Source organism: Bacillus sp. FSL W8-0519 (assembly GCF_038005585.1).
Taxonomy (GTDB): Bacteria; Bacillota; Bacilli; order Bacillales; family Bacillaceae_G; genus Bacillus_A; species Bacillus_A paranthracis.
Window position 1 is genome coordinate 2330556 of record NZ_JBBOTL010000001.1, and the last position, 13117, is coordinate 2343672.

At 34.4% G+C, this 13117-nt stretch carries 11 protein-coding genes; 9 read left to right on the plus strand and 2 right to left on the minus strand.

Annotation, left to right across the window (positions count from 1 at the left end; all coding sequences use genetic code 11):
• The first annotated feature begins 13 nt into the window (after positions 1-13).
• Positions 14-1171: an exonuclease SbcCD subunit D gene (locus NST14_RS12220; protein WP_000765138.1), complete on the plus strand. Its 1158-nt coding sequence runs from the start codon at positions 14-16 to the stop codon at positions 1169-1171.
• Entirely contained in the window at positions 1168-4257 is a 3090-nt protein-coding gene (locus tag NST14_RS12225) for an AAA family ATPase (RefSeq protein WP_001247429.1), read from the plus strand. Before NST14_RS12220 ends, NST14_RS12225 begins: the two co-directional genes overlap by 4 nt.
• Positions 4258-4479: 222 nt before the next feature.
• On the opposite strand, the gene NST14_RS12230 is transcribed toward NST14_RS12225, so the two are convergent.
• Positions 4480-4653: a hypothetical protein gene (locus NST14_RS12230; RefSeq protein ID WP_001142747.1), complete on the minus strand. Its 174-nt coding sequence runs from the start codon at positions 4651-4653 to the stop codon at positions 4480-4482.
• A gap of 327 nt (positions 4654-4980) precedes the next feature.
• Here NST14_RS12230 and NST14_RS12235 point away from each other — a divergent pair, with 327 nt between their 5' ends.
• On the plus strand, positions 4981-5280 hold the full coding sequence (locus NST14_RS12235) for an ArsR/SmtB family transcription factor (protein WP_000214794.1): 300 nt from the start codon (positions 4981-4983) through the stop codon (positions 5278-5280).
• A 58-nt stretch (positions 5281-5338) separates the two neighbouring features.
• Here NST14_RS12235 and NST14_RS12240 read toward each other — a convergent pair whose 3' ends face one another.
• Complete coding sequence (locus NST14_RS12240) at positions 5339-5524, minus strand: YkvS family protein (RefSeq protein ID WP_000646792.1); 186 nt, start codon at positions 5522-5524, stop codon at positions 5339-5341.
• A gap of 546 nt (positions 5525-6070) precedes the next feature.
• On the opposite strand from NST14_RS12240, the gene NST14_RS12245 reads away from it, so the two are divergent.
• From NST14_RS12245 to dhbB, 6 genes are all read left to right on the plus strand, one after another.
• Positions 6071-6388, plus strand: a complete 318-nt coding sequence (locus tag NST14_RS12245; RefSeq protein WP_000627294.1) for a hypothetical protein — start codon at positions 6071-6073, stop codon at positions 6386-6388.
• Between the two features lie 347 nt (positions 6389-6735).
• Positions 6736-7938, plus strand: a complete 1203-nt coding sequence (locus NST14_RS12250; protein WP_000748916.1) for an L-lactate MFS transporter — start codon at positions 6736-6738, stop codon at positions 7936-7938.
• Positions 7939-8560: 622 nt separating this feature from the next.
• A complete protein-coding gene (dhbA, locus tag NST14_RS12255; protein WP_001048422.1) occupies positions 8561-9331 on the plus strand; it encodes a 2,3-dihydro-2,3-dihydroxybenzoate dehydrogenase in 771 nt (256 codons plus the stop codon).
• 26 nt (positions 9332-9357) lie between these two features.
• Positions 9358-10557 (plus strand): isochorismate synthase DhbC, encoded by a 1200-nt coding sequence (gene dhbC, locus NST14_RS12260; RefSeq protein ID WP_000657802.1) that lies wholly within the window; start codon positions 9358-9360, stop codon positions 10555-10557.
• A gap of 12 nt (positions 10558-10569) precedes the next feature.
• Positions 10570-12186: a (2,3-dihydroxybenzoyl)adenylate synthase gene (locus NST14_RS12265; RefSeq protein ID WP_229142722.1), complete on the plus strand. Its 1617-nt coding sequence runs from the start codon at positions 10570-10572 to the stop codon at positions 12184-12186.
• Between the two features lie 24 nt (positions 12187-12210).
• The gene (gene dhbB, locus NST14_RS12270; RefSeq protein WP_001007245.1) at positions 12211-13098 is read left to right on the plus strand and encodes an isochorismatase; all 888 of its coding nucleotides are present in this window, start codon (positions 12211-12213) and stop codon (positions 13096-13098) included.
• Positions 13099-13117: the final 19 nt, after the last annotated feature.

The window sequence follows — 13117 nt, forward strand, 5'->3', positions numbered from 1 at the left end:
GGAGCAGGAAACCATGAAGTTATTTCATACAGCCGATTGGCATTTAGGAAAGCTTGTTCATGGCGTGTATATGACTGAAGATCAAAAGATTGTATTAGATCAGTTTGTACAAGCTGTTGAAGAAGAAAAACCAGATGCCGTAATTATTGCAGGGGATTTATATGACCGAGCAATTCCACCTACGGAAGCAGTAGACTTATTAAATGATGTGCTGCAAAAAATAGTGATTGATTTACAAACACCAGTTATTGCAGTCGCAGGAAACCATGATAGTCCAGATCGTATTCATTTTGGAAGTAGTTTAATGAAGAAACAAGGATTATTTATTGTGGGGCAATTTCAATTTCCATATGAGCCAATTATATTAAATGATGAATATGGGGAGGTTCACTTCCATCTCATTCCTTATGCGGATCCAAGCATAGTGAGACATGTATTGAAAAACGAAGACGTACGTTCTCATGATGATGCGATGCGTATTTTTATGAATGAGCTTTCTGAAACGATGGATAAAGAAGCTAGACATGTATTTGTTGGTCATGCATTTGTAACTTCTGCGGGCGAAGCGGAAGAGAATACAAGTGATGCTGAACGACCGCTTTCAATTGGTGGTGCTGAATACGTGAATAGTCATTATTTTGATAAGTTTCATTACACAGCGCTTGGACATTTACATCAAGCGCATTTTGTACGTAATGAGACAATTCGATATTCAGGTTCTCCACTTGCATATTCTATTTCTGAAGAAAAACATAAAAAAGGATATTATATTGTGGAATTGGACGAGCAAGGTGAAGTAACAATTGAAAAAAGGTTACTTACACCACGCCGTAAAATGCGAACAGTAGAAGCGAAAATAGATGAATTGTTACAACATCCAGTAAGTGAAGATTACGTGTTTGTAAAATTATTAGATGAAAATCCTGTCTTGCAGCCAATGGAAAAAATACGCTCTGTTTATCCAAATGCAATGCATGTTGAAAGAGCCATTCAAAGACGAGAGTTCACTGAGTCAAATGAAGTAACTGTTTCAAGACATAAAATGGATGATTTATCATTATTAAAGGCTTTTTATAAAGAAATGAAAGGCTTAGATTTATCAGAAGAGAAAGAACGTCTATTTGTAGAAGTATTACAAACAGTGCAAGAACGGGAAGGTGAACGAGGATGAGACCGATTCAGCTTATTATGACGGCATTTGGCCCATATAAACAGAAAGAAGTAATTGATTTTGACGATTTGGGAGAGCATCGTATTTTCGCCATTTCTGGAAACACGGGCGCCGGAAAGACAACGATTTTTGATGCGATTTGTTATGTTTTATATGGTGAGGCAAGCGGAGAAGAACGAAGTGATACGAGCATGCTCCGCAGTCAATTTGCTGATGATAATGTGTATACAAGCGTAGAATTAACCTTTCAGTTAAAAGGGAAACGTTATGAAATAAAACGACAACTGGGACATAAAAAACAAGGGAACAAGACGATTACGGGACATGCAGTAGAATTATATGAAGTAATTGATGAAGAGAAGATTCCGGCTGTTGATCGTTTCCATGTAACGGATGTAAATAAAAAAGTAGAAGATTTAATTGGTTTAAGTAAACATCAATTTAGCCAAATTGTTATGTTACCGCAAGGGGAATTCCGAAAACTATTAACATCTGAGACAGAAAACAAAGAAGAGATTTTGCGTCGTATTTTTAAAACAGATCGTTATAAGTTAATGCGTGAGTTACTTGACCAAAAACGAAAACAATGGAAAGACGTCTTACAAGAAAAACAGAAAGAGCGAGAGTTATATTTCCGTAATGTTTTTAAATTACCAATTCGTGATGGAGCATTATTAGAGACATTAGTGGAACAAGACCATGTAAATACGCATCAAGTAGTAGAGGCATTAGAACAAGAGACAGCTGCGTATAAGGCAGAGGTGGAGCAATTACAAGTAGAACAAGATATTCAAACGAAGCAATTAAAGGATGCTGAAACACGTTTTCATGCAGCGAAGTCTGTAAATGAGAAATTTATAGATTTACAACAAAAGAATGAGAAATATAATACTTTACAAGAAAAACGTTCAGTAATTGAAATGAAAGAAATATCTTTTAAGCGTGCGGAACAAGCGAAGCGCTTATTACCATTTGAACAGTGGTACGAAGAAGCAATGCAAAATGAGCAGAAAGCTGAAAGTTTGTTAAAACAAATTATCGCTAAAAAAGAAAATATAATGAATAATTTTGAACTTGCTCAGGAGAAATATGAAGCAGTAAAGAATAAAGAACCTGAGAGAGAAAATGCAAAAAAACTTGTTCAAAGATTAGAAGAGTTACAACCGATTATTGCATCATTAGCTGAGAAACAGTTGAATTTACAAAATGCAGAAATTCAACTAGGAAAATTAAAAGAAAGTATGCAAAACTTAGATCGACAATTAGAAGAGCATACAAATCAAAAACAGCTAATGTCTGGTGAATTACAGCAATTAGAGCGAGCGCTTGAACGATATGTAGATAAAGTAGAAGAACTAACGAATATGCGAGAAGATGCAAAAGTTTTAAAGCAAGCATATGACGTATGGCAAGAAAAACAAAAATTCGAGCAAGAAAAAGAAACTGCATTTATTAAGATGCAAGAGAAAGTTCGTGCATATGAGAATGTGGAACGTCGCTGGTTAAGTGAACAAGCTGGTATATTAGCTCTTCATCTACATGATGGTGAATCTTGTCCAGTATGTGGCAGCACGAACCATCCGAAAAAAGCTTCAGAGCAAAGTGATGCCATCAATGAAAAAGAGTTAAATGATTTAAGAGACAAGAAGAACATTGCTGAAAAATTACATGTGCAAGTAGAGGAGAAATGGAATTTCTATCATCTTCAATATGAACAAGTAATAGAAGAGGTTAAGAAGCGAGGTTATCGCTCAGAAGAATTAGCTGAAACATATAGTGCGCTTGTTCAAAAAGGAAAACAATTAGCAACTGAAGTGAATACGTTAAAAGCAAGTGAAGAAACGCGTAAGCAAACAGCTGTGAAAATAAAAAGCATAGAAGAAAAAGTAGATGCACTTCAGAAACAAAAACATGAGGTAGAAACAGAACAGCACCGTATAGAAATGGATTGTATGCAGCTTCGTACGTCATATGAACATGATAAGAAAAACATTCCTGAAAACTTACAAACAGTCCAAGCTTGGAAAGTCCAGTTTGACCAAGCTATGCATGAGCTCAAATTAATGGAGGACGAATGGAAGAAAGTGCAGGAGGCGTATCAACATTGGCAAAATGAAAATATACGTATTCAAGCAGAACAGGAAGGTGCTTCTAATCAATTTGAAAGTGCAAAATCGAAGAAAGAAGAGACTTTCACGCGCTTTATGAAAGAGCTTGAACAGAGTGGATTTACAGATCAAATTACGTATAAAGAAGCGAAATTAAGTGATGCCGAGATGGATATGTTACAAAAAGAAATTCAAAGCTATTATTCATCTCTTGAAGTACTTGCAAAACAAATTGAAGAGTTACAGGGTGAATTAAAAGATAAAGAGTATATGGATATTACAGCGTTAGGTGAACATATAAAAGATCTAGAAATTAACCTTGATATCATTAAAGAAAAACGTCAACGTGCGCAAAATGCGGTAACATATATTTCTGATTTACATGAAAATATTAGACGTATTGATGAGCAAATTCATGAGGAAGAAAAAGCTTTCCAAGAACTTGTTGACTTATATGAAGTAATGAAAGGTGATAACGAAAGCCGTATATCATTTGAACGTTACATCTTAATTGAGTATTTAGAACAAATTGTTCAAATTGCAAACGAACGATTACGTAAATTATCAAATGGACAATTTTATTTAAAACGAAGTGAACGAGTTGAAAAGAGAAATCGTCAAAGTGGATTAGGTCTAGATGTATACGACGCGTACACAGGCCAAACACGCGATGTAAAAACTCTATCTGGCGGCGAGAAATTTAATGCATCGCTTTGCTTAGCGCTCGGAATGGCAGACGTCATTCAAGCATATGAAGGTGGTATATCCATCGAAACGATGTTTATCGACGAAGGATTCGGTTCATTAGATGAGGAGTCATTAACAAAAGCTGTAGACGCATTAATTGACTTACAAAAATCAGGCCGATTTATCGGTGTCATTTCACACGTTCAAGAGCTGAAAAACGCAATGCCAGCTGTATTAGAAGTAACGAAGCAGAAGGATGGGTGTAGTCAGACACGGTTTGTGGTGAAGTAAGTTCAATTGTAATTCATATTATTTGCGATTCTTTAGTATAGAACTTTTGATAAAATAAAGGGGCTGTCTCATAAGTCTCTTTCGAAGTAAGATCACATGAAATCGAAAAGGCAGAAATGTTATAAAATCAACATTTCTGCCTTTCACTTTTTATACGATTTTGGCTAAAAAGCATCTTTTGGGACAGCCTCTTTATTTGTTATTCAAAATTAGATAATTCACCTATGAGTTATCTGTAGAAGACGGCGTATTTTCCAAACGATTATAAGCTTTAAAAGCCGAAATTGCCGAGATAACACCACCTACTAAAAATAAAGCCGATCCACCGACCAAAATGATACGACTGACATATGTTTCGCGCGCTTCTTCAACTTCTTCTTGTAACATTGTAGGCATTTGAATTCCCCCTAAATAACATTTATTTTGTAGATAGTATATACAAACGCCTAAAATATGTTAAAATCACTGGATAGTGTTAGGAGGAAATATGTAGTTAGATGTGAATTATTTGAAAAATCTTCATTACAAATTTATGCGAACTTCACATAGAGCACATATTAACATTGTATTATGTATATGTACCAAATAAATAAAGTGAATGTAAGTTCTGTTTTCAAAAATTTAAAATCCTTTTATTTCTATATGAAAGTTTTAATCGAGGGTTTTAAAAATTTTGGAAATAGATCTTATAAAAATGGAATTCATATAAAAGGGGAATGTCTTATGACAACATATACGAGTGAAATGAAAAAAACTTTAGTTTCAGAAGAAGATGTAGATATTTTAAAAATTATGGCGCATCCAATCCGACTGCAAATTGTAAATGAATTAAGTACAAGAAAAACTTGTAATGTAACACAATTAACAGAGTTACTGAACATCCCGCAATCTACTGTTTCACAACATTTATCAAAAATGAAGGGTAAAGTGTTACGAGCAGAGAGAAGAGGTTTAGAAATTTATTATCATATTAACAATTTAAAAGCGAGTAAGATTGTTAATGTTTTAGGGTATATAAACTAGTGAAATATTTTTATATAAAATAGCCCCTGCTGTTTAGCAGGAGCTATTTTGTGTTGTTTTATGTATTTGCATTTAAAACTTTATAGTTTTTATGATTTACAATTGTTCGATCAAATTCAAAAGTACCACCGCTTACATTTGTAATTTCAACTAAGACCGATTCAGTATAAAGTTTTAATACAGATCCTGTAATCTTTAAATTGTTTCGTTGAAAAAGTATAGTATCCCCTACGTTTGCTTTCATAGTACCTCCTCATTAAAGACAGAAATATTTTTTATTATATATATTAAACCACGTATAAGTATATTAGTGAATATTTAGTTTTATTTATCAAAAAAATATTTGTAGTCTAATAGAAGAGTATAAAGTACTCCTATGCTAAAAGTTATATTTTATTATAAGCAAAGTAAATTGTTTTCAGCATCAGTGAAACAATATTTCTATGTAATATATACTGCAGCTAAACAAATTATTTAAAAGACAAATACTATGTAGCCCAAAACGTAAAGTAAATAAGTAAGGGTTTTTTAGGAGTACAAAAAAATATATGTTTAGGAATAAGATCCCTTTTGGTGAAATTCCAATTAAAAACATAGAAAAACTTCAATATAAAAAGGTAATCAATTACAAATGGAGAAGTAATATATACGAAAGGAGAGATTTATATGAATAAAGGGAAAAAACAAGTTAGTCAACTTAGTTTTCTGGTGAATTTTTTGAACGACAAGGGGAGTTGTGTAAAGATTTAATAGTATCCCCTTGTGAAAAAATGGTTGGGGGAATATATAAATGATAACAGAAATGAATATTAAAGTAGTTTGTGAAGAAGCATTTTCAAAAAGAGAAATAAAAATTTTAGAGACATTTCTTTCAACTTTAGCGGGGCATTCTAACGCTCTCGTTACAAAAGAGGGGATGTTTTTAAATCCTTTAAGTAAAGAGAAGAGTGTGATGTATTATCACAACTTTGTATTTGTAAAATCACTTACAGAAGAAATGTGTGCAGAATTAAAAGAAGTTTTAACAAGACGTATTAAAAATGCTTTCATTATGATGGAATTTGTAGAGCCAATTATTACATTTGAAGAAACAATTATAAATGTATAAAGAAAGTCAGGCTTATGAATTAATTTAATAAAACCGTCTCTTTAATGTTTATTAAAGAGACGGTTTTATTGTTTTACTATTGAAAAAAGGATTCAAAAACATATGTAAATTTAACTTATACAAAACAATATGAACAACTATTACGTATTTAAAAAACATTTTTTTGTATTTCATCCTTCGTTTTCTGTAACTGATTCCATGTTTTTGACGCCTTGTCTTGTAAGTGCTTACATAACTGAAAACATCTTATACAATGAGGGTGTTAAATCAAAAGAGATGACCAAAATGAACATAAAAAAACAAGACTTAGCGAAAAGCATTGAAATAGAAAGAGGAGGCGGAAAGGTATGAAAAAATCAAAGGTTAATCCATGGCTTGTTGTCCTTGGTACAGTAATAGTTCAAATGGGACTTGGAACGATATATACATGGAGTTTATTCAATCAGCCTTTAGTTAGTAAATACGGTTGGAGTCTTAACGCGGTTGCGATAACTTTCTCAATTACTAGTCTTTCCTTAGCATTTTCAACTTTATTTGCAAGTAAATTGCAAGAAAAATGGGGACTTCGTAAACTTATTATGATAGCTGGACTAGCATTAGGACTAGGATTAGTACTTAGTTCACAAGCTTCTTCGTTAATATTGCTTTATATACTAGCAGGAGTTGTTGTAGGTTACGCAGATGGTACAGCTTATATTACTTCACTATCTAATTTAATTAAGTGGTTCCCTGAACGTAAAGGTTTAATCTCTGGTATATCTGTAGCTGCATATGGTACAGGTAGCTTAATTTTCAAATATATAAATGCAAAGTTAATCGATTCCGTTGGTGTATCGCAAGCGTTTATATATTGGGGTTTAATTGTTACAGCTATGATTGTCCTTGGAGCTTGTTTAATCCATCAAGCTGCTGATCAAGGTGCAGTTCAGGAAACAAACACTCATGAATATACAATGAAAGAAATGTTAGGCACAAAACAAGTATACTTATTATTCATCATGTTATTTACATCATGTATGAGTGGCTTATACTTAATTGGTATGGTAAAAGACATTGGTGTTCAACTTGTAGGGCTTAGTGCAGCGACAGCAGCTAATGCGGTGGCTATGGTTGCAATATTTAACACATTAGGCCGTATTATTCTAGGACCGTTATCAGATAAAATTGGTCGTTTAAAAATCGTTACGGGTACTTTTGTGGTTATGGCGAGTTCGGTATTAGTTCTAAGTTTCGTAGATTTGAATTACGGTATCTACTTCGTATGTGTAGCAAGTGTAGCGTTTTGTTTTGGTGGAAATATTACTATTTTCCCAGCTATTGTTGGTGATTTCTTCGGTATGAAAAACCATAGTAAGAATTACGGAATTGTGTATCAAGGATTTGGATTTGGAGCGCTTGCAGGTTCCTTTATCGGTGCACTTCTAGGTGGATTCAAACCAACCTTTATGGTGATTGGCGTACTATGTGTCGTGTCATTCATTATCGCAATTTTAATTCGAGCACCTAAACAGAAAAAAGAACAAGAAGAAGCGTATCGCAGCGTAGCATAAGTATATAAATCTTCTATAACACTATAGTTACGAAAAAGCATCCTGTTAAATAGGGTGCTTTTTTGAGTTATTTTAACAAGGTTAAATTACTTTTTATTTTTTTTGATATAAAAGTGAGTGAAATATCCGTTTGGATTATATTGGAATATAATAAATCGATACATCGTATTCGAAATATGTATTAAATCTTAAATAATAAAGAAAATATGAATTGATGTTTGCAAGATATATTTTCAGACAAATATTGAGAAAATAAATGTTCGACTTTTTGTTAAGGCTTTGTAACTGAAGAGACCTTCAGTTTATCATCTTCAATTTTTACAAAGAGGAGTAAGAATTAAAGTATTAATGTAAGTGTTTATTAATACTTTTAGATGTAATTGTATTGAAAAGCACTAAAGTTTTTATCTGAAAAATAAAAATAGGTTGACAAGTTTATTGAGAAAGATTATCATTTCGGTGTAAGAACATTAAATGAAAAACATTATCAATGAATAATATTTTAATGAAAAGTACACTTGACCAATTAGTTTAGTAAGTGTATTATTTTTTACATCGATAATGATAATCATTATCATTATTTGTTTAATTAGATTGATTTTTAAATGAAAGGATAGAGGAAATGAACTTAGGGGAATTTGATGGGAAAACTGTTTTAGTAACAGGTGCAGCTCAAGGTATAGGTAGTGTTGTTGCTAAAATGTTTTTAGAAAGAGGAGCTACAGTTATTGCGGTTGATCAAAATGAAGAGGGATTAAACGAACTCTTAAATGAAATACATTTGAAAACGTTTTGCTTAGATGTGAGTGATAGTACCGCAGTTGAACAGATGGTAAATGATATTGAAAATGAAATAGCGCCAATAGATATATTAGTAAATGTTGCAGGGGTTTTACGTATGGGAGCGATTCACTCGTTAAGTGATGAAGATTGGAATAAAACGTTTTCTGTAAATTCTACAGGAGTTTTCTATATGTCCCGAGCAGTAAGTAAACATATGATGCAAAGAAAGTCAGGGGCAATTGTTACAGTTGGTTCAAATGCAGCAAATACGCCGAGAATGGAGATGGCTGCATATGCTGCATCAAAAGCTGCTACGACGATGTTTATGAAATGTTTAGGATTAGAACTTGCAGCGTATAACATTCGCTGTAACGTAGTTTCTCCAGGTTCTACTGAAACTGAAATGCAAAGGTTACTATGGGCTGATGAGAATGGAGAAAAAAATATAATTGCTGGTTCTCAAAGTACATATAGACTCGGTATACCGTTACAAAAAATTGCACAGCCTTCAGAAATTGCTGAAGCAGTATTGTTTTTAGCTTCAGATAAAGCTAGTCATATTACAATGCATAATTTATGTGTTGATGGCGGAGCTACATTAGGCGTTTAATAAAAAATTCAGGGGGTTACTATACAATGAAGGAATTTACGGCTGTAAAGGAACTGTCAGAAAAATTACTAGAAGATTATAAGACTGAATCTTCATTCTTTTTTGCTTCACCAACTCGAACGATATTAGCAGAAGGAGAGTTTACTACAGTAAAGCATCATGAAATTGAAAGTTTTCCAGAGCTTGTACAAGCAGTGTTACGTAATGCAAAACAAGCAGGAAATCCGAATCCTATCGTCGTCGGTGCCTTGCCATTTGATCGTAGAAAAGAAGTTCAACTTATCGTACCAGAATATAGCAGAATTTCTGAGCGTTTACAATTGAATACAACAAATCAGTTTGAAACAAATGAGAACGTAACATTCGAAATGACGTCAATGCCAGCGCCTGAAGTGTATATGAATGGTGTGAAGCAAGGAATTGCAAAAATAAAGGGCGGGGATTTAAAAAAAATCGTTCTATCCAGATCGTTAGATGTTAATTCTTCCGAAAAGATTGATAAGCAAAAACTTCTTCGAGAATTAGCAGCGCATAATAAGCATGGATATACATTTGCTGTGAATGTATCGAAAGATGAAAATGAGAGTAGTAAGACGTTAATTGGAGCGAGCCCTGAATTACTCGTCTCACGTAATGGTATGCAAGTTATTTCTAATCCGTTAGCTGGTTCAAGGCCACGTAGTGAGGATTCAGCTGAAGATAAGAGAAGAGCAGAGGAATTACTTTCTTCTCCAAAAGATTTACATGAACATGCGGTAGTAGTAGAAGCAGTTGCTGCAGCGCTTCGTCCGTACTGTCATACATTACATGTTCCGGAAAAGCCATCCGTTATTCATAGTGAAGCGATGTGGCATTTATCTACTGAAGTGAAAGGTGAACTAAAGGATCCGAATACTACTTCTTTGGAATTAGCAATTGCTCTTCATCCGACGCCAGCAGTTTGCGGCACACCGATGGAAGAAGCGAGAGAGGCGATTCAAAAAATTGAGCCATTTGACCGTGAATTCTTTACAGGAATGCTAGGGTGGAGTGATTTAAATGGAGACGGTGAATGGATTGTTACAATTCGTTGTGCTGAAGTACAAGAAAATACACTCCGTTTATATGCAGGAGCGGGCGTTGTTGCTGAGTCAAAACCAGAAGATGAATTAGCAGAAACATCAGCTAAGTTCCAAACAATGTTGAAAGCATTAGGATTAAATGATAGTTCACTTAATGAAAAGTAGGGGGCAGAAAGAATGCTAACAGGTTATACAAAATGGCCAAAAGAATTTGCTGATCGTTATCGAGAGGAAGGGTGTTGGCTTGGGGAAACATTTGGCGGGATGTTAAGAGAGCGAGCTGAAAAATATGGCGATCAAATTGCAGTTGTAAGTGGTAATACGCATATTACGTATAGTGAGTTTGATAAAAAAGTAGATCGATTAGCTTCAGGGCTACTGAATTTAGGAATAAAGCAAGAGGATCGAGTTGTAATCCAGCTACCTAACGTTATTGAGTTTTTCGAAGTATGTTTTGCACTATTTCGAATTGGGGCACTTCCTGTTTTTGCATTACCTTCACATCGAAGCAGTGAAATTAGTTATTTTTGTGAGTTTGGTGAGGCGAGTGCTTACGTTATTTCAGATAAAGCTCTCGGTTTTGATTATCGAAAACTAGCAAGAGAAGTGAAAGAGAAAGTGCCAACTTTACAACATGTAATTGTAGTGGGAGAAGAAGAAGAATTTGTGAACATAAGTGATTTATATATAGATCCCGTTCCATTACCAGAAGTTCAGCCAAGTGATGTTGCGTTTCTCCAATTATCAGGAGGGACAACAGGACTTTCTAAATTAATTCCTCGAACGCATGATGATTATATTTATAGTTTACGTGTTAGCGCTGAAATTTGTAATTTAAGTGCAAAGAGTGTCTATATGGCCGTTCTTCCAGTAGCACATAATTACCCGATGAGCTCTCCTGGAACATTTGGAACTTTCTATGCGGGTGGAAAAGTAGTGCTGGCAACTGGAGGTAGTCCAGATGAGGCATTTGCACTTATTGAAAAAGAAAAAGTTACGATTACTGCTCTCGTACCACCATTAGCAATGCTATGGCTTGATGCTGCATCTTCACGTAATAACGATTTATCGAGTCTAGAAGTGATTCAAGTAGGTGGCGCGAAATTTAGTGCTGAAGTTGCAAAACGTATACGCCCTACATTTGGATGTACATTACAGCAAGTATTCGGTATGGCGGAAGGATTAGTGAACTATACAAGATTAGATGATCCGGAAGAAATTATTATTTATACACAAGGTAGACCAATGTCTGCACTCGATGAAGTACGAGTTGTTGATGAAAATGACAACGATGTAAAACCTGGCGAAGTAGGTAGTTTATTAACAAGAGGGCCATATACAATTCGTGGTTATTATAAAGCAGAAGAGCATAATGCACAATCGTTTACAAAGGATGGATTTTATCGCACAGGAGATCTTGTGAAAGTAAATGAACAAGGTTACATCATTGTAGAAGGAAGAGATAAAGATCAAATTAATCGTGGTGGTGAGAAAGTTGCCGCGGAAGAAGTTGAAAATCATCTATTAGCACATGTTGCAGTACATGATGTAGCGATTGTATCTATGCCTGACGATTATTTAGGAGAACGTACTTGTGCATTTGTTATAGCTCGCGGACAAGCTCCGGCAGTAAGTGAATTAAAAAAATTTTTAAGAGAGCGTGGTATAGCAGCTTATAAGATTCCAGATCGAATTGAATTTATTGAATCATTCCCGCAAACAGGCGTTGGAAAGGTAAGCAAAAAAGAACTACGTAAAGTCATTGCTGAAAAACTTATTACAGTAAAACAATAATAAAAACCGGAAGGAAGTGATTAGATGGCTATCCCATCTATTTCAGTATATAAAATGCCAATTGAATCAGAACTACCAAAAAATAAAGTGGATTGGAAACCAGATCCGAAACGTGCGGTTCTTCTAATCCATGACATGCAAGAATATTTTCTTGATGCATATAGCGATAAAGAGTCACCGAAAGTAGAACTCATTTCAAATATTAAGGTGATAAGAGAAAAATGTAAGGAACTTGGTATACCAGTTGTTTATACAGCGCAACCGGGTGGACAAACACTAGAACAACGAGGGTTATTACAAGATTTTTGGGGGGACGGTATTCCTGCTGGACCAGATAAAAAGAAAATTGTCGATGAACTTACTCCTGATGAGGATGATATATTCTTAACAAAATGGAGATATAGTGCATTTAAAAAGACAAATCTATTAGAAATTTTAAATGAACAAGGAAGAGATCAACTCATTATTTGCGGTATTTATGCGCATATTGGCTGCCTTTTAACAGCTTGTGAAGCATTTATGGATGGAATTCAGCCGTTCTTTGTAGCGGATGCAGTTGCTGATTTTTCACTAGAACATCATAAACAAGCGTTGGAGTATGCGTCAAATAGATGTGCAGTAACGACATCAACTAATAGTTTGTTAACAGAGTTACAAGGTTTAAAAGATGATGATGAAATCACTTTACAAAAAGTACATGAACTAGTTGCACAATTACTTCGTGAACCAGTAGAGAGTGTTGGGACTGATGAAGATTTATTAAATAGAGGACTTGATTCGGTCAGAATTATGAGTTTAGTAGAGAAGTGGCGTCGCGAAGGAAAGGAGATTACTTTTGCGGATTTAGCAGAGAACCCAACAGTTGTTGATTGGCATCGCTTATTATCTCTGCAAACAGAACGTGTACTTTAATATAGACTACATAATAAAG

Excerpts from the sequence above, each read along its gene's own strand:
- dhbA (WP_001048422.1), top strand. The coding sequence starts at position 8,561 with ATGAACTTAGGGGAATTTGATGGGAAAACTGTTTTAGTAACAGGTGCA.
- NST14_RS12245 (WP_000627294.1), top strand. The coding sequence starts at position 6,071 with ATGATAACAGAAATGAATATTAAAGTAGTTTGTGAAGAAGCATTTTCA.
- NST14_RS12230 (WP_001142747.1), bottom strand. The coding sequence starts at position 4,653 with ATGCCTACAATGTTACAAGAAGAAGTTGAAGAAGCGCGCGAAACATAT.
- NST14_RS12220 (WP_000765138.1), top strand. The coding sequence starts at position 14 with ATGAAGTTATTTCATACAGCCGATTGGCATTTAGGAAAGCTTGTTCAT.
- NST14_RS12240 (WP_000646792.1), bottom strand. The coding sequence starts at position 5,524 with ATGAAAGCAAACGTAGGGGATACTATACTTTTTCAACGAAACAATTTA.
- NST14_RS12250 (WP_000748916.1), top strand. The coding sequence starts at position 6,736 with ATGAAAAAATCAAAGGTTAATCCATGGCTTGTTGTCCTTGGTACAGTA.
- dhbB (WP_001007245.1), top strand. The coding sequence starts at position 12,211 with ATGGCTATCCCATCTATTTCAGTATATAAAATGCCAATTGAATCAGAA.
- NST14_RS12265 (WP_229142722.1), top strand. The coding sequence starts at position 10,570 with ATGCTAACAGGTTATACAAAATGGCCAAAAGAATTTGCTGATCGTTAT.
- NST14_RS12235 (WP_000214794.1), top strand. The coding sequence starts at position 4,981 with ATGACAACATATACGAGTGAAATGAAAAAAACTTTAGTTTCAGAAGAA.
- NST14_RS12225 (WP_001247429.1), top strand. The coding sequence starts at position 1,168 with ATGAGACCGATTCAGCTTATTATGACGGCATTTGGCCCATATAAACAG.
- dhbC (WP_000657802.1), top strand. The coding sequence starts at position 9,358 with ATGAAGGAATTTACGGCTGTAAAGGAACTGTCAGAAAAATTACTAGAA.